12 protein-coding genes are annotated in these 17,754 nt (G+C 53.5%); 6 read left to right on the plus strand and 6 right to left on the minus strand.

Annotated features, from left to right (window positions below; translation table 11 throughout):
* Positions 1 to 20 precede the first annotated feature (20 nt).
* Positions 21 to 830 (plus strand): glutamate racemase, encoded by an 810-nt coding sequence (gene murI, locus HMPREF2596_RS10555; protein ID WP_003747483.1) that lies wholly within the window; start codon positions 21 to 23, stop codon positions 828 to 830.
* Positions 831 to 893: 63 nt separating this feature from the next.
* Here the strand turns inward: murI and nadC are convergent, their stop codons facing one another.
* Together nadC and HMPREF2596_RS10565 are read right to left on the minus strand one after the other, a co-directional pair.
* A complete protein-coding gene (nadC, locus tag HMPREF2596_RS10560) occupies positions 894 to 1,775 on the minus strand; it encodes a carboxylating nicotinate-nucleotide diphosphorylase (protein WP_070850998.1) in 882 nt (293 codons plus the stop codon).
* 228 nt (positions 1,776 to 2,003) lie between these two features.
* Positions 2,004 to 2,942, minus strand: a complete 939-nt coding sequence (locus HMPREF2596_RS10565) for an NUDIX hydrolase (protein WP_070850999.1) — start codon at positions 2,940 to 2,942, stop codon at positions 2,004 to 2,006.
* A gap of 155 nt (positions 2,943 to 3,097) precedes the next feature.
* Between HMPREF2596_RS10565 and nadA the strand changes: the two genes are divergently transcribed.
* Together nadA and nadB are read left to right on the plus strand one after the other, a co-directional pair.
* Positions 3,098 to 4,210, plus strand: coding sequence for a quinolinate synthase NadA (gene nadA / locus HMPREF2596_RS10570; RefSeq protein ID WP_070826608.1), 1,113 nt, complete (start codon positions 3,098 to 3,100; stop codon positions 4,208 to 4,210).
* Between the two features lie 51 nt (positions 4,211 to 4,261).
* On the plus strand, positions 4,262 to 5,770 hold the full coding sequence (gene nadB / locus HMPREF2596_RS10575) for an L-aspartate oxidase (protein WP_070851000.1): 1,509 nt from the start codon (positions 4,262 to 4,264) through the stop codon (positions 5,768 to 5,770).
* A 162-nt stretch (positions 5,771 to 5,932) separates the two neighbouring features.
* Here the strand turns inward: nadB and pgmB are convergent, their stop codons facing one another.
* The 3 genes from pgmB to HMPREF2596_RS10590 form a co-directional block, all read right to left on the minus strand.
* The gene (gene pgmB / locus HMPREF2596_RS10580) at positions 5,933 to 6,598 is read right to left on the minus strand and encodes a beta-phosphoglucomutase (RefSeq protein ID WP_070851001.1); all 666 of its coding nucleotides are present in this window, start codon (positions 6,596 to 6,598) and stop codon (positions 5,933 to 5,935) included.
* Positions 6,599 to 6,610: 12 nt separating this feature from the next.
* Entirely contained in the window at positions 6,611 to 8,869 is a 2,259-nt protein-coding gene (locus tag HMPREF2596_RS10585; RefSeq protein WP_070851002.1) for a glycoside hydrolase family 65 protein, read from the minus strand.
* A 76-nt stretch (positions 8,870 to 8,945) separates the two neighbouring features.
* Positions 8,946 to 10,298 (minus strand): SLC45 family MFS transporter, encoded by a 1,353-nt coding sequence (locus tag HMPREF2596_RS10590; protein WP_070851003.1) that lies wholly within the window; start codon positions 10,296 to 10,298, stop codon positions 8,946 to 8,948.
* 343 nt (positions 10,299 to 10,641) lie between these two features.
* Here HMPREF2596_RS10590 and ettA point away from each other — a divergent pair, with 343 nt between their 5' ends.
* Positions 10,642 to 12,318 (plus strand): energy-dependent translational throttle protein EttA, encoded by a 1,677-nt coding sequence (gene ettA / locus HMPREF2596_RS10595; RefSeq protein WP_036493894.1) that lies wholly within the window; start codon positions 10,642 to 10,644, stop codon positions 12,316 to 12,318.
* Positions 12,319 to 12,382: 64 nt separating this feature from the next.
* On the opposite strand, the gene HMPREF2596_RS10600 is transcribed toward ettA, so the two are convergent.
* On the minus strand, positions 12,383 to 13,018 hold the full coding sequence (locus tag HMPREF2596_RS10600) for a multidrug efflux system transcriptional repressor MtrR (protein ID WP_070851004.1): 636 nt from the start codon (positions 13,016 to 13,018) through the stop codon (positions 12,383 to 12,385).
* Between the two features lie 225 nt (positions 13,019 to 13,243).
* On the opposite strand from HMPREF2596_RS10600, the gene HMPREF2596_RS10605 reads away from it, so the two are divergent.
* Together HMPREF2596_RS10605 and HMPREF2596_RS10610 are read left to right on the plus strand one after the other, a co-directional pair.
* On the plus strand, positions 13,244 to 14,512 hold the full coding sequence (locus tag HMPREF2596_RS10605; protein ID WP_070851005.1) for an efflux RND transporter periplasmic adaptor subunit: 1,269 nt from the start codon (positions 13,244 to 13,246) through the stop codon (positions 14,510 to 14,512).
* An 11-nt stretch (positions 14,513 to 14,523) separates the two neighbouring features.
* Positions 14,524 to 17,736: an efflux RND transporter permease subunit gene (locus tag HMPREF2596_RS10610; protein WP_070851006.1), complete on the plus strand. Its 3,213-nt coding sequence runs from the start codon at positions 14,524 to 14,526 to the stop codon at positions 17,734 to 17,736.
* The last annotated feature ends 18 nt before the right edge of the window (positions 17,737 to 17,754 follow it).

Here is a 17,754-nt window from a genome sequence, read left to right on the forward strand (position 1 = left end):
CTATATTGAAGAAATTAACCATGAGTACCAGCAAACAACGCCCCATCGGCGTATTCGATTCCGGAGTCGGCGGCTTGACCAATGTCCGCGCCCTGATGGAACGCCTGCCGATGGAAAACATCATCTATTTCGGCGATACCGCACGCGTTCCCTACGGCACCAAATCCCGTGCCACCATCGAAACCTTCGCCATGCAGATTGTCGATTTCCTGCTGGAAAACGATGTCAAGGCACTCGTCATCGCGTGCAACACCATTGCCGCCGTTGCCGGACAAAAAATCCGTCAAAAAGCAGGCAATATGCCCGTATTGGACGTCATTTCCGCCGGCGCGGAAGCCGCTTTGCAAACCACCAAAAACAACCGAATCGGCATTATCGCGACCAATACCACCGTCAACAGCAACGCCTACGCACGCGCCATCCATTCGCAAAACAACGACACGCTGGTGCGTACACAAGCCGCGCCCCTGCTTGTGCCATTGGTGGAAGAGGGCTGGCTCGATCACGAAGTCACCCGCCTGACCGTGCGCGAATACCTGAAGCCGCTTTTGGCCGACGACATCGACACGCTGGTGTTGGGTTGTACCCACTTCCCACTGCTCAAACCGCTTATCGGCCGCGAAGCGCAAAACGTTACCTTGGTCGATTCCGCCATCACCACCGCCGAAGCCACCGCCAAAGCCTTAGCGCAAGCAGGTTTGCTGAATACAGAAAACGACAATCCGGATTACCGCTTCTACGTCAGCGACATCCCCCTGCGCTTCCGCACCATCGGCGAACGTTTCTTGGGCAGAAGTATGGAACAGATTGAAATGGTTACATTGGGTTGATGAGTAATATTAAAGGCCGTCTGAAATTCCAGACGGCCTTTTTGCTTTATAGCCAACTCGAACTTAAGCCATAAAATCCAAACCTATGTCCAACGAGCGGCTGCTGTGGGTCAGATAGCCGAGGGCGATGCCGTTCACGCCGGTTTGTGCCACGCGTTTCAGGCGGTCGAAGCCGATGCCGCCCGATGCTTCGCAATAGATGGTGTGGGGGTGGGCGGTTTGCGTGTGGCAGCGGTTTGCCGCTTCTTTTAAGGTTTCGTCGTTCATGTTATCCAGCAAAATCCGTTCCGCACCCGCCGCGATGGCTTCGTCCAGTTGTGCCAACGTGTCCACTTCGATTTCCACGCAGGTCAACGGTCCGACTGCCTGTTTTGCCTGCTGCACGGCTTGGGCGATGCTGTCGCAATAGGCGAGGTGGTTGTCTTTGATGAGCACGGCGTCGTCCAAGCCCATGCGGTGGTTTACGCCGCCGCCTGCCCTGACGGCGTATTTTTGCAGGACGCGCAGCAGGGGGATGGTTTTGCGGCTGCACACGATGTCTGTACCGTATTCGGCGACTTCGACAACGGCACGCGCGGTGGCGGTGGCGATGCCGCTTAAGTGCGTGAGGTAGTTGAGCGCGGTGCGTTCGGCGGCGAGCAGGGCGCGGGCGTTGCCTTCGACGGCGGCCAGCGTCTGACCTGCGCGGACGGTTTGTCCGTCTTGGATTTCGGCTTGGAAGCGGACGGATGAATCCATCGTCTGAAAGGCGAGGCGCGCCAAGTCCGTGCCGGCGATGACGCCGTCTTCGCGGCTGACAAGGAAGAGTTTGGCGGTTTTGTCGGGTGCGATGACGGCGGCGGACGTAATGTCGCCGCGCCTGCCCAAATCTTCGCTCAAGGCTTGTTCCACCATGGGGCGCAACAGGGTGTCGGGCAGGGGGAAGAGGGTATTTTCAGACGACATGGGGTTTCCTTTGTTGAAAAATATTGATGTTGCACCGATGGGGCAAAACTTCATTTTATAGTGGATTAACAAAAACCAGTACGGCGTTGCCTCGCCTTAGCTCAAAGAGAACGATTCTCTAAGGTGCTGAAGCACCAAGTGAATCGGTTCCGTACTATCTGTACTGTCTGCGGCTTCGTCGTCTTGTCCTGATTTTTGTTAATCCACTATAGGCCGTCTGAAAACGGGCTAACGGCTGCCCAGCGGCAGTCCGATGTCCGAAATCAACCTGTCGGGCAGGACGTCGTCGCGGAAGCGGTAAAGCTGCGCGGGACGGCCTTTGCTGCCCGATACGCCGGTATCCGACGGCTCGATGAGGTTTTGCTGCTGAATCTGGCGGCGGAAGTTTTGCTTGTGCAGCAGTCTGCCGCTGATGGCTTCGACGCTGTTTTGCAGTTGCAGCAGCGTGAATTCGGGCGGCATCAGCTCGAAAATCACGGGGCGGTATTTGATTTTGGCACGCAGGCGAGACAGGGCGGTCGCCAGCACGCGGCGGTGGTCGTGGCGCATGGGCTGCCCCGTGAGCGCGAAGTCGAAGTTTGCCTGCGGCTCGGCGGCTTCCGCTATCAGGCCGCTTTCATACAGCATTTCATAGCGTTGCAAAACGTATTCTTCCGACCAGTTTTCCGGTTCGACCCCCCAGCACAAGTGAATGCGCTTGAGCCGCTTTTGGCGCACTTCCTCCGTGTCTGCCGAGTTTGCCCAAATGCGCAGGCGGCTGACGACGGCGTCGCGCTGCCCGCCGTCGGTGCGCAAATCTTCCCACGGGAAATAGCCGTAGCAGTCCTGCCATTTCGCATCCGGGTGCAGGATGCTGTCGGCTGCCTCGCGCACCAGCCCCAGATAGCTGACGTACAAGACAGGCAGGCCTTGCTCGTTTTGACGGCGCGTATCGACAAAGGTGTAAAGCTGTTCTACATAACCCATGGGCTGAGATGTCTGCTTGGCGACCCACATCCTGACCCCTGCCTGCAAGGAGTGGCGAAGCGGTGCAAGCAGGCCGTTGGGCAGCAGCGCTCCTTGGGCAACGGTCAAAACCCTCAAGCTGCCGTTTGTAATGGCGATCAGTACAGGAACCAGCTCGACGATACTTTGCGTATTGGCTGCTGTTTCAGGATAGGCATCCATGCGTGGCTTTCATTCAAGAGAAAACCTTATTGTAAACCAAAGCGGTTTTCAGACGACCTTGCATATTATACTCAAGTTGAGCATAATATAAAAACTATTTGAAACATAGACGGCAAACCTTTATGCCGTCTGAAAAACAGCCACAAGGAAACATCATGCAAACCGCCGCCCGCCGCTCGTTCGATTACGATATGCCCCTCATTCAGACGCCGACTTCCGCCTGCCAAATCCGTCAGGCGTGGGCGAAGGTTGCCGACACGCCCGACCGCGAGACGGCAGGCCGTCTGAAAGACGAAATCAAGGCTTTGCTGAAGGAGAAAAACGCGGTCTTGGTGGCGCATTATTATGTTGATCCGCTGATTCAGGATTTGGCTTTGGAAACGGGCGGATGCGTGGGCGATTCGCTGGAGATGGCGCGTTTCGGTGCGGAACACGAAGCCGGTACGCTGGTGGTGGCGGGTGTGCGCTTCATGGGCGAGAGCGCGAAAATCCTCTGCCCTGAAAAAACGGTGCTGATGCCTGATTTGGAAGCGGAATGTTCTTTGGATTTGGGTTGCCCGGAAGAGGCGTTTTCAGCGTTTTGCGACCAACACCCCGACCGTACGGTGGTGGTGTACGCCAACACTTCCGCCGCCGTGAAAGCGCGTGCCGACTGGGTGGTAACGTCTTCAGTGGCGTTGGAAATCGTGTCGTATCTGAAATCGCGCGGCGAGAAGCTGATTTGGGGACCCGACCGCCACCTCGGCGACTACATCCGCCGCGAAACGGGCGCGGATATGCTGTTGTGGCAGGGTTCGTGCATCGTCCACAACGAATTTAAAGGGCAGGAATTGGCGGCGTTGAAGGCGGAACACCCCGACGCGGTGGTGCTGGTTCATCCCGAATCGCCGCAAAGCGTCATCGAACTGGGCGACGTGGTCGGCTCGACCAGCAAACTGCTCAAAGCCGCCGTATCGCGTCCCGAAAAAAAATTCATCGTGGCGACCGACTTGGGCATCCTGCACGAAATGCAAAAGCAGGCGCCCGACAAAGAATTTATCGCCGCCCCAACGGCGGGCAACGGCGGAAGCTGCAAAAGCTGCGCGTTCTGCCCGTGGATGGCGATGAATTCGCTGGGCGGCATCAAATACGCCCTGACAAGCGGACACAACGAAATCCTGTTGGATAGAAAGCTAGGCGAAGCCGCCAAACTGCCTTTGCAACGTATGCTCGACTTCGCGGCAGGACTGAAGAAAAAAGATGTGTTCAACGGCATGGGGCCCGCCTGATTTGCCGTCCATATTGCCGTTTCAGACGACCTCTCAAACAAGGACAACACCATGCAAACCGATTGCGACGTATTGATTGCCGGAAACGGGTTGGCGGCGCTAACGCTCGCCTTGTCGCTGCCTGAATCGTTCCGCATCGTCATTTTGTGCAAAAACCGGCTGGACGATACAGCCAGCCGTCATGCGCAAGGCGGGATTGCGGCGGCGTGGTCGGGAGAGGACGACATCGAAAAACACGTTGCCGATACTTTGGAAGCGGGTGCGGGTTTGTGCGACGAAGCCGCCGTCCGCACCATCCTGTCGCAGGGCAAACCGGCAATCGAATGGCTGCTGGCGCAGGGCGTGGCGTTCGACCAAAATAATAACGACCTGCACCTGACGCGCGAAGGTGGGCACACCTGCCGCCGAATCGCCCACGTCGCCGACTACACGGGCGAAGCCGTCATGCAGAGCCTGATTGCCCAAATACGCCGCCGCCCGAACATCCGCGTTTGCGAGCGGCAGATGGCGTTGGACGTCCAAACCGAATCAGGCGCGGCATGCGGACTGACCGTCCTCGACCGCCGAACGCAAGAAACCTACCGTATCCGCGCCCGCCATACCGTACTCGCAGGCGGCGGCTTGGGACAGATTTACGCCGCCACCACCACGCCGCCCGAATGCACGGGCGACGCCATCGCCATGGCGATACGCGCAGGCTGCACAGTTGAAAACCTCGAATTTATCCAATTCCACCCTACAGGCTTGGCAAGGCCGTCTGAAAACGGCCGCACCTTCCTGATTTCCGAAGCCGTGCGCGGCGAAGGCGGTATCCTGACCAACCAATCGGGCGAACGGTTTATGCCGCATTACGACCGCCGCGCCGAACTCGCGCCGCGCGACATCGTTGCCCGCGCCATCGCCGCCGAAATCGCCAAGCAAACGCAAGACTTCGTCTCGCTTGACATCAGCCATCAATCCGCAGCATTCGTCCGTCAGCATTTTCCGTCCATCCATCGGCACTGCCTGTCCCAATGCGGCTTGGACATCATGCGCCAAGCCATCCCCGTCCGCCCCGTGCAGCACTACACCTGCGGCGGTATCCAAACCGACCCCTACGGCAGAACCTCCCTGCCGCAGCTCTACGCCTTAGGCGAAACCGCCTGCACAGGGCTGCACGGAGCCAACCGCCTCGCCAGCAACTCCCTGCTCGAATGCGTCGTGACCGCCAGGCTTGCCGCTCAAACCATCGCGGACGGACAAGCGTTCCAAACCGTACCGTCCAAAAGGTCGTCTGAAAACCCCACCGCCGAAGCAGGCATCTTTTCAGACGACCTCCAAAACACATTCAGCCGCCCCGTCCTGCAAGCCTTCAACCAACGCCATCTGGGCATCCTCCGCAACGATACCGGCCTGCGCCGCGCCATCGCCCAACTGCGGCTTTGGAAGCAAAACCAAATCGCGCCGCACACCGCGTCCGAATACGAAAACCGCAACCTGATAGAATGCAGCCTCGCCGTCGCCCAAGCCGCATACGCAAGGCGGCAAAACATCGGCGCGCATTTCAATAGTGATTGTTAAGGTTGGCTAGCCAGCAAAAATCGTTCAAATAAATTTGAATAGCATGGTTGAAAAGTTGGTATTCAGTCTTTATGGTTGCGTAAGTTGGGTTATCACTCTGTTCTAAAAGCAGAAAGGCCGTCTGAAATGTTTTTCAGACGGCCTTTTTACTTCCTTAATATTTTATCTGCCTGACTGTTCCCACACGCTTTGCAGATAGGCGTAGGTCAGCTCGGCGGTGTCGGATACCAGCGCGATGTCGCTGCCCAAGTCTTCGGCTTTACCCACGCCGATGGGCAGGGCGCCGGCGGCTTTGATGGCGGCGACGCCGGCTGCGGCGTCTTCAATGCCGATGCAGCGGCGGATGTCCGCGCCCACGCCCTCGGCGGCGGCGAGGAAGATGTCGGGGGCGGGTTTGGAATGCGCGACGGCGGCAGGGTCGGCGACGGCGTCGAAGAAGTGGGTCAGCCCCATGCGTTCCAGCAGGAACGGGCCGTTTTTACTGGCGGACGCGAGGGCGATTTTTTTGCCGTTTGCCCTCAATGCTTCCAGTAGCGGCAAAATGCCGGGGTACACGTCTTCGGGTTTGACTGCCTGAATCATTTCGACGTAGTTGTCGTTTTTGCGGCGGGTCAGTTCGGCAAACTCGGCTTCGCTGACGGTTTTGCCGCCGTGTGCGAGGATGCGTTTGAGCGAATCGTCGCGCGACACGCCTTTGAGCTGCTCGTTAAACTTGCGGTCGATGCTGATGCCCAGTTCTTCGGCAAGCTTTTTCCATGCGCGGTAGTGGTATTCGGCGGTATCGGTGATGACGCCGTCGAGGTCAAAGAGGACTGCGGTGAAAGTCATTTTGCGCCCTCCTTATTTTTCCAACGCGACGGTGTGGCTGCCGTTGAGCGTGATGTCTTTGCCGTACACCTGCAAATCGAGCGGTTCGCCTTTGAGCAGTGTGAAGACGACGTTTTCTTTGCCGACGGCGACTTTAATCAGACGGCCGCGGTAGTTGATGTGGAAGGCATAGCCTGTCCAAGCACTCGGCAGGAACGGGGCGAAGCTGAGTTTGCCGCCCCAGGTTTTCATTTGGGCGAAACCTTGGACGATGGCGAGCCACGAGCCGGTCATGGAGGTGATGTGCAGGCCGTCTTCGGTGTCGTTGTTGTAGTTGTCCAAGTCCAGGCGGGCGGTGCGCTGGTACATTTCCACAGCTTTTTCTTCTTTGCCCAGTTCGGTAGCAAGAATAGAGTGGATACATGGCGACAACGAGCTTTCGTGCACGGTCATCGGTTCGTAGAAATCGAAGTTGCGGCGTTTTTCGTCCATGTTGAAACGGTCGCCGAAGAAGTAGATGCCTTGCAATACGTCCGCCTGTTTGATGAAGGGCGAACGCAGGATTTTGTCCCACGACCATTTCTGGTTGAGCGGCAAATCATCGGGCGAAAGCGCGGACACGGGGCGGATGTCTTTGTCGAGGAAGCCGTCGTGCTGCACGAATACGCCGAGTTCTTCGTCATGCGGACGGTACATATTCGCGCTGATGTCCGCCCATTTTTCCAACTCGGCAGCACTCACGTTCAAATCGGGGCGCGGATATTTCACTAAGGCTTCACGGGTGTAGTCCAATACCCATGCGGCGAGGGTGTTGGTGTACCAGTTGTTGTTGATGTTGTTTTCGTATTCGTTCGGTCCGGTTACGCCGTGAATCATGTATTTGCCGTTGCGTTTGGAGAAGTGGACGCGGTCCGCCCAGAAGCGGGACACTTCGACCAAGACTTCCAAGCCTTCTTTGGCAAGATAGCTTTCGTCGCCGGTGTAGTTGGTGTAGTTGTAGATGGCGTAAGGAATCGCGCCGTTACGGTGGATTTCCTCGAAGGTGATTTCCCATTCGTTGTGGCACTCGATGCCCGTAAACGTCACCATCGGATAGAGTGCGCCCGCCAAGCCCTGTTCGCGCGCGTTGTGTTGCGCCTGCGGCAGTTGGTTGCGGCGGTATTGCAGCAGGTTACGGGTAACTTCGGGTTCCGCCAGTGCGAGGTAGAGCGGCACGGCGTAGGCTTCAGTGTCCCAATAGGTCGCGCCACCGTATTTTTCGCCGGTAAAGCCTTTCGGGCCGATGTTCAGGCGCGCGTCTTCGCCGTAGTAGGTGGAGAACAGTTGGAACAGGTTGAAGCGGATACCCTGCTGCGCTTCGTCGCTGCCTTCGATGACCACGTCGGCGATTTCCCAACGGTGCAGCCAACCTGCTTTGTGTGCGTCCAGCAAGGTTTCAAACGCAACGCCTGCGATTTTTTCCGACAAGGCGCGGCCTGCGGCTTTCACCGCTTCCAAGCCTTGATAATCGCGGCTGGTGGTAACAATCACGCGTTTTTCAAAGGTTTCGGGCGTTCCGCCGACTTCGGCTTCGAAAGAATTAGAAACTTGCCAGTCGGTTTGGCTGCCGCCGAGGGCTTTGAAGCTACCGGCGAAGGTTTGCTCGGCGTTGACGATGAATTGTTCCACGCCGAAGGGATTGGCGACGGTTTGGGTGGCAATGTAGGAGCGGTCGTCTGAAACGCCTTTGTCCAATACCTGCCAGAATTTTTCTTCGTAGTTGGAGTCTTCGTTTTTCACGTCGGCATCGATGATGGAATCGATGCGGACTTGGTGGGTTTTGCCGTCAACGGATACGGCTTCCCAGCGGATGAGAGCCAGCTCTTTTTGCGCGACGGACAGGAATTTGCACACATCGAAACGCACGCCGAATACGGTGAACGAGCGGCGCAACACGCCGTGTTGCATATCGAGTTCGACGGAGAAGTCGGCAACGTCGTTTTTCGCCAAGTCCACTTCCTGTCCATCGACAAAGATTTTGACTTTGCTGAAATTGAGCGCATTGATGGCTTTGCCGAAATATTTAGGATAGCCGTTTTTCCACCAGCCGACGCGGGTTTTGTCGGGGAACCACACGCCGGCGATGTAGGTACCCAAGTGACTGTCGGCGGAATAGGTTTCTTCAAAGTTGCCGCGCATACCCATATAGCCGTTGCCCAAGCTGGTCAGGCTCTCTTGCAGCCGTTTGTGCTCTTTTTCCAGTTTTGTCGAACGCAGTGTCCAAGGGCTGACTTCCATGATTCTTGTGTACATTTATGAAGCTCCTGTTATTAAAATTGTCAGATCGGCAAAGGTTTCAGACGGCCTTTGCCGATGGTGTTGAAACGGATTATTCGCCGTGGGTTTCTTTAATCAGGCATACTGAGAAAGCCCCCATCAGCAAGACTGCGCCGGCAACCAAGAACATGGTTTCCTGATGGCTGCCCAGCATAGGGAAGAGGACGAAACTCAGCAGCGAAGCGACGATTTGAGGCATACAGATAGAACCGTTAAACAGGCCCAAATAAGTACCCATGTGTTTGCCTGAGAGGGCATTGGTCACAATCGTCAGAGGATAGGTAATGATACCGGCCCACGCAATACCGATTAAGGTATAAGACAACACCAGCGCGTATTGATTGCTGATGAAGAAAACGGAGAAGAAACCGAGCGCACCCAAAGCCAAGCAACCGAAATAACCGGCTTTATGGTATTTATTCGGTACTTTTGCCAGAATAAACGAGCAGATAACGGCGGCAATGGATTGTACCGCCGCCAAAACGCCGTACCAGTTGCCCGCTTCTTGGTAGCCTACGGAAGAAGCATCGGTTGTCTGCCAGACGTTTTCCGCAATCGCGCCTGCCGAGTAAGTCCACATATATTGGAAGGCAAACCAGCAGAAGAATTGTACCAAAGTAACCGTCCAAAACGCTTTAGGCGCGGTTTTCAAAAGTTCGAACCAGTTGGCTTTTTCCTGATTCGCAGCGACGTCGATGCCGTGATAGCGGGCGTAGGTTTCCGGATCGTATTCTTTGACTTTGAAGATGGTGAACGCACTGGTAATAATCAGCAATGCCGCGCCCACATAGAATGCTACGACAACAGTCTGCGGCACGACGCCTTTTTCGGCCGTGTTCGCCAAACCGATATACGCGAACACAAACGGCAGAATCGCCGCCACAACCGCACCCGTATTCGCTAAGAAACTTTGAATGCCGTAGGCGTAGCTTTTCTGCTCCTCGTTGACCATGTCGCCGACCATCATCTTAAATGGCTGCATCGCCATATTGGAGGATACGTCCAACAGCGCAATCATCAGCGCGCCGAACGACAAAGCTGCCAAAGAAGCGTAGCCGAAACCGAAGCTGCCCGAGTTGGGCATCAGAATCATCACGATGACCGCAATCAGCGTGCCGTAAAGCAGATAGGGCAGGCGGCGGCCACCCAGGCGCGGCATCCAAGTGCGGTCTGAATAGTAGCCCACAATCGGCTGAACCAGCATACCGGCCAGCGGCGGCAGGATGAAAAACCAGCCTAAATTGTGCGGGTCAGCGCCTAGCGTTTGAAAAATTCGGCTCATTTGCGAGCTTTGCAGGGTAAAGGCCGTCTGAACGCCGAGATAGCCGAAGCTCAGCATCCAAATCGTACTTTTTGCCAGTGAGGGCAAACCTTGTTTTGTTGTTTTTTGCGTATGTTCAGACATGAGGCAAATCCTTATTTTAAAAGTATTTGTATTGGGAAATCTGAAATTGTTTTTAGCGCGGTGTTTCTTTGTCGTTATTATTTGTTTATGTACTTTCAAGGATATAGGCGCATTTTATGGAGCGTATCGAATATTGGCAATGTTTGTTCAAAGATAAACTGGCTTAAATCAAATTTTTTACGGTTTCGTATTGAAAATTTTGGAGAATGAAAGCATTGGTTCGGCTTTGCTGCATATTGTGATGCCGATTTCTATTTTCAGACGGCATTTGAACAAGCAAGTATTTGAGCAATCGGTTAAAATGGGCCGTCTGAAATTTGTTTGACCGAATCGAGAAAAAACCATGTCCCAACAATACGTCTATTCTATGCTGCGCGTGAGCAAGGTTGTGCCGCCGCAGAAAACCATCATTAAAGATATTTCCCTTTCCTTCTTCCCCGGCGCGAAAATCGGCCTGCTCGGTTTGAACGGCGCGGGTAAGTCCACCGTGCTGCGGATTATGGCGGGTGTGGATAAGGAATTTGAGGGCGAAGCCGTGCCGATGGGCGGCATCAAAATCGGCTACCTGCCGCAAGAGCCGGAGCTTGATCCTGAAAAAACCGTACGCGAGGAAGTGGAAAGCGGTTTGGGCGAAGTGGCCGCCGCGCAGAAACGTTTGGAAGAAGTGTATGCCGAGTATGCCAATCCCGATGCAGATTTTGACGCGCTGGCGGAAGAACAGGGCCGCTTGGAAGCGATTATTGCGGCAGGTTCGTCCACGGGCGGCGGGGCAGAACATGAATTGGAAATCGCCGCCGATGCGCTGCGCCTGCCGGAATGGGATGCCAAAATCGGCAATCTGTCCGGCGGTGAAAAACGCCGCGTTGCTTTGTGCAAACTCTTGTTGAGTAAGCCGGATATGCTGCTGCTGGACGAGCCGACCAACCACTTGGATGCGGAATCGGTGGAATGGCTGGAGCAATTCTTGGTGCGTTTCCCCGGCACAGTCGTTGCGGTAACGCACGACCGCTACTTCTTGGACAACGCCGCCGAATGGATTTTGGAACTCGACCGCGGACACGGTATTCCTTGGAAAGGCAATTACTCGTCTTGGCTGGAGCAGAAAGAAAAACGTTTGGAAAACGAGGCGAAATCCGAAGCCGCGCGCGTGAAAGCGATGAAGCAGGAATTGGAATGGGTGCGCCAAAATGCCAAAGGCCGTCAAGCCAAGTCCAAAGCGCGTTTGGCGCGTTTTGAAGAAATGAGTAACTACGAATACCAAAAACGCAATGAAACGCAGGAAATCTTCATTCCCGTCGCCGAGCGTTTGGGTAACGAAGTGATTGAATTTGTGAACGTTTCCAAATCGTTTGGCGATAAAGTGTTGATTGACGATTTGAGCTTCAAAGTGCCTGCGGGCGCGATTGTCGGCATCATCGGCCCGAACGGTGCGGGTAAATCGACGCTGTTCAAAATGATTGCGGGCAAAGAGCAGCCCGATTCCGGCGAAGTGAAAATCGGGCAAACTGTGAAAATGAGCCTGATTGATCAAAGCCGCGAAGGTTTGCAAAACGACAAAACCGTGTTCGACAACATCGCCGAAGGTCGCGATATTTTGCAGGTCGGACAGTTTGAAATTCCCGCCCGCCAATATTTGGGACGTTTCAACTTCAAAGGCAGCGACCAAAGCAAAATCGCAGGTCAATTGTCAGGCGGCGAACGCGGACGTTTGCACTTAGCAAAAACCTTATTGAGCGGCGGCAATGTGTTGCTGCTGGACGAACCGTCCAACGACCTCGACGTGGAAACCTTGCGCGCGTTGGAAGACGCATTGCTGGAATTTGCCGGCAGCGTAATGGTGATTTCGCACGACCGCTGGTTCCTCGACCGCATCGCCACGCATATCTTGGCTTGCGAAGGCGATTCGAAATGGGTGTTCTTCGACGGCAACTATCAGGAATATGAAGCCGATAAGAAACGCCGTTTGGGTGAAGAAGGCGCGAAACCGAAACGTATCCGTTACAAGCCGGTAACACGTTAATTGGGTTTAAACCAAAAGGCCGTCTGAAACTTTTAATGTTTCAGACGGCCTTTAGTCTTAATGTTTAGGATTGTTTTCTTAATTGCGGATGGTTTTCCAAAGTATCAATGATGATTTCAATCATGCGGGGGGCGGTTTGTGCCAAATCGAATCCTTGCCCGGAAGAGAGCCAACGCCAAATCAAGCCGTCTAATGAAGACTTGATGAAGATGACCGCCATGTCGATGTCTAAGTTATCCGCCAGGGCTTTTTGTTGTATTGCGTCGGTCAGTACCGCAACGATTTTTTCACGCCATAGCGATTGGTGTTTTTTAGCGATGGCAATGACTGCTTCGTTTTGATCGGTGTGTTCACATTTTAAAAACAAAATGCTGTGGAATTTATAGTGAAGCTCATTGTGTTGCAGGCGCTCGAAAAAACGGGTCAGGGTCAGGCGGAAGCTTGGCCAGGCCTGTTCGTTATTGTTGTTCGAGTCTTCTTTCATGCAGCTTTCGATGTCGTCGCAAATCCGTTGGAACAAGGCGTCAAACAAATCTTCTTTGTTTTTGAAATGCCAATACAGCGCGCCGCGCGTTACACCTGCGGCTTGGGCGATTTCGTTAAGCGAGGTGCGGGCAATGCCTTTCTGATAAAACGTATCCAATGCGGCAAGCATGAGATATTCTTTGGTTTTTAAGGCTTCGGTTTTGGTTCTTCTCATGGTTTTTTGTAGGAAATGTAAATTTATGGTTCGGATTATAAAAAATTACTTCTGAACATGCAAGAATGTATGTATAATTCAATTCAATACTTGATAGTGTTTCTCAACACTATATAATCAGCCTGTTTTTCACAAAAGCAGGCAATTTCTGTTTGCGAAATATGAGATTAAAGTAATCAATTTTTAATTAGTCAAACCCTTATTTATCATAGAGATAGGAAAATTATGGCTCTTTATGCTTCTAAAATGATGCGTGTCGTGGCAATTGCAGCAGCTACTGCGTTGGCGCTTTCCGCTTGCGGCAAAGGCGATGAAAAAGCAGCCGGTCAACAGGCGCAAGGCAGTCAGCAACAGCAAAAACAACCTGCACCTGAAGTCCGTGTGGTTACTGTGCATCCGGAAACCGTTGCATTGACAACCGAGTTGCCGGGCCGTCTGGAATCGTTGCGTACTGCCGAAGTTCGCGCCCAAGTCGGCGGTATTCTGCAAAAACGCCTGTTCCAAGAGGGCAGCTATGTGCAAGCCGGTCAGCCTTTGTACCAAATCGACAGCTCTACTTATGAAGCAAACTTAGAAAGCGCACGCGCCCAGTTGGCAAGTGCGCAAGCGACTTTGGCTAAAGCGAACGCCGACCTGGCCCGCTACAAACCGCTGGTTGCCGCCGATGCCATCAGCCAACAAGAATATGATGCGGCCGTAACGGCCAAGCGTTCAGCAGAGGCAGGCGTCAAATCTGCACAAGCAGCCATTAAATCTGCCGGTATCAGCCTGAACCGCTCCCGCATTACTGCGCCGATTTCCGGTTTTATCGGTCAATCTAAAGTTTCTGAAGGTACGCTGTTGAATGCCGGCGATACCACCGTTTTGGCCACCATCCAACAAACCAATCCGATGTATGTCAACGTTACCCAATCTGCTAGTGAGGTTATGAAACTGCGTCAACAGGTTGCTGAAGGCAAATTGTTGGCGGCAAACGGCGCGATTGCAGTGGACATCAAATTTGACGATGGTGCGGTTTATCCTGAAAAAGGCCGTCTGCTGTTTGCAGATCCGACTGTTAACGAAACGACCGGTCAAATTACCTTGCGCGCTGCCATTCCTAATGACAGAAATATCTTGATGCCGGGCTTGTATGTACGCGTATTGATGGAACAAGTGGCAGTGGATAATGCATTTGTAGTTCCGCAACAAGCAGTTAGCCGCGGTACAAAAGATACTGTGATGGTGGTAAATGACAAGAGCGAAATGGAAGCGCGCGTCGTGACCATTGCCCAACAGCAAGGTACCAACTGGGTGATTACAGACGGCCTGAAAGACGGCGACAAAGTGGTTGTCGAAGGTACCAGCATTGCCGCTATGTCGGGTGCTAAAAAGGTAACGCCGAAAGAATGGACGCCGCCTGCAAACGCCACAGCGGCAACCCCGGCAGTTTCAGACGGCAAGGCTGCTTCCGAGGCCAAGCCTGAAGCTAAAGCTGCATCTGAAGCCAAATAAGGAACGCGCGAATGTCTAAGTTTTTTATTGACCGCCCCATCTTTGCATGGGTTATTGCGATTTTTATCATCGCGGCGGGTATTTTCGGCATTCAAAAATTGCCGGTTTCCCAATATCCGTCCGTTGCCGCGCCAACCATTACTTTGCGCGCTACTTATCCGGGCGCTTCTGCCCAGGTAATGGAAGACAGCGTACTGGCCGTTATCGAACGCAATATGTACGGTGTGGAAGGTTTGGACTACATGAGTACTTCCGCCGACTCCAGCGGCAGCGGCAGCGTCAGTCTGACGTTTACGCCTGAGACCGATGAAGATTTGGCACAGGTAGACGTACAGAACAAACTGTCTGAAGTATTGTCCACATTGCCCTCTACCGTACAACAATATGGTGTCACCGTATCCAAAGCGCGTTCCAACTTCCTGATGATTGTGATGCTTTCGTCAGACGTACAGTCCACCGAGGAAATGAACGACTACGCGCAACGCAATATCGTACCTGAATTGCAACGTATCGACGGCGTGGGTCAGGTTCGGTTGTTTGGTGCGCAACGCGCCATGCGCATTTGGGTTGACCCGAAAAAACTGCAAAACTACAACCTGTCGTTTTCTGCGGTAACCAATGCGCTTGCAACGCAAAACATCCAAATTTCTGCGGGCTCCATCGGTTCTTTACCTGCTGTTGAAGGTCAGACTATTGCGGCGACCGTTACTGCACAAGGCCAGTTGAGTACGGCTGAAGAGTTCGAAAACATTATTTTGGTATCCAATACCGACGGCTCAAATGTCTATCTGAAAGATGTGGCGAAAGTCGGCCTGGGTATGGAAGACTATTCCTCTTCCACCCGCCTGAACGGTGTGAACACCACCGGTATGGCAGTGATGCTGTCCAACAGCGGTAATGCTTTGGCTACGGCGACTGCTGTAAAAGAAAAATTGGCGACGCTGCAAAAATATTTCCCGGAAGGCATGAGCTGGAAAACGCCTTACGATACTTCCAAATTCGTCGATATTTCGATTGAAAAAGTGATCCACACGCTTTTGGAAGCCATTGTTTTGGTATTCTTGGTGATGTATCTCTTCCTGCAAAACATCCGCTATACGCTGATTCCGACTATTGTTGTACCGATTTCCCTGTTGGGCGGTTTTGCCTTTATCTCCTACATGGTTATGTCGATTAACGTATTGACCATGTTTGCAATGGTATTGGTGATCGGTATCGTGGTCGATGACGCGATTGTGGTCGTTGAAAACGTTGAGCGTATTATGGCGAGCGAAGGCCTGCCGCCTAAAGCTGCAACCAAAAAAGCGATGGGTCAGATTTCCGGCGCAGTGGTCGGTATTACTGCCGTTTTGATGTCCGTATTTGTTCCGCTGGCAATGTTTAGCGGTGCAACCGGTAACATTTACAAACAGTTTGCCTTGACCATGGCGGCATCTATCGGTTTCTCCGCATTCCTTGCCTTGACGCTGACGCCGGCATTGTGTGCCACCATGCTCAAGCCGATTCAGAAGGGGCATCACGAAGAGAAAAAAGGTTTCTTCGGTTGGTTTAACAAAAAATTCGACAGCTGGACGCACGGTTACGAAGGCTGGGTGGCCAAAGTGTTGCGTAAGACTTTACGCATGATGGTGGTTTACATCGGTTTGGCGGTTGTCGGCGTATTCCTGTTTATGCGTCTGCCGACTTCTTTCTTGCCGACCGAAGACCAAGGCTTCGTCATGGTCAGCGTGCAACTGCCGGCGGGTGCGACCAAAGAGCGTACTGATGCGACGCTGGCTCAAGTTACCCAGTTGGCGAAAAACATTCCTGAAATTGAAAATATTATTACTGTTTCCGGTTTCAGCTTTTCGGGCAGCGGTCAAAATATGGCGATGGGTTTTGCCGTGCTTAAAGACTGGAGCGAGCGTAAAGCGCCGGGCAGTGATGCGACTGCCGTTGCCGGCAAGCTGACCGGCATGATGATGGGTACGCTGAAAGACGGTTTTGGCATCGCCATCGTTCCGCCTCCGATTATGGAGTTGGGCAACGGTTCCGGTTTGACCATCAACCTGCAAGACCGCAACAATACCGGTCATGCCGCATTGTTGGCCAAACGCAACGAGCTGATCGACAAAATGCGCAAAAGCGGCCTGTTTGACCCAAGTACCGTCCGTGCGAGCGGTTTGGAAGATGCGCCGCAGCTGAAGATTGACATCAATCGCTCTGCCACAGCAGCGCAAGGTATTTCGTTCTCTGATATCCGTACTGCCCTGGCTTCTTCTTTGGGTTCGTCTTATGTCAATGACTTCCCGAATCAAGGCCGTCTGCAACGCGTGATGGTACAAGCTGATGCGAATGCCCGTATGCAGCCTGCCGATATTCTGAACCTGACCGTACCGAATAAATCCGGTGTTGCCGTACCGCTTTCTACCATTGCTACTGTTTCTTGGGAAAACGGTATGGAACAAAGTGTGCGCTTCAACGGCTATCCCGCCATGGAGATCTCCGGCTCGCCTATCAGCGGCGTATCTTCCGGCCAAGCAATGGCTGCGGTACAGCAAATGGTTGACGAAATGGGCGGCGGTTACAGTCTGGAATGGGGCGGTCAGTCTCGTGAAGAGGCCAAAGGCAGTTCGCAAACGGTTGTATTGTACGCATTGGCTGCTGCTTCGGTGTTCTTGGTGTTGGCTGCTTTGTATGAAAGCTGGTCTATCCCGTTGGCGGTTATCCTTGTGATTCCGTTGGGTTTGGTTGGCGCGGCATTGGGTGTAACCGGCCGTAATATGTTTGAAGCCCTGCTGGGCAGCATTCCGGCATACGCCAACGATATCTACTTCCAAGTCGGTTTCGTTACGGTGATGGGTTTGAGTGCGAAAAACGCGATTTTGATTATCGAGTTCGCCAAAGACCTGCAAGCGCAAGGCAAGAGTGCGCTGGAAGCTGCGCTTGCCGCCGCACACCTGCGTTTCCGTCCGATTATCATGACCTCGTTCGCCTTCATCTTGGGCGTGGTGCCGCTCTATTTCTCCAGCGGTGCCAGCTCCGCGAGCCAACGTGCGATTGGTACGACCGTGTTCTGGGGTATGTTGATCGGTACGGTTCTGTCCGTGTTCCTTGTGCCTTTGTTTTATGTGATTGTGCGCAAATTCTTTAAAGAAAGTGCGCATGAGCATGAAATGGCTGTCAAACACGCCGCTGAAGCCGGCATGATTGAAGACGGTAAACACGATTCAGACAAGCACTAAAGCAAAGGCCGTCTGAAA

It is taken from the genome of Neisseria sp. HMSC078C12 (genome assembly GCF_001838065.1).
Taxonomy (GTDB): Bacteria; Pseudomonadota; Gammaproteobacteria; order Burkholderiales; family Neisseriaceae; genus Neisseria.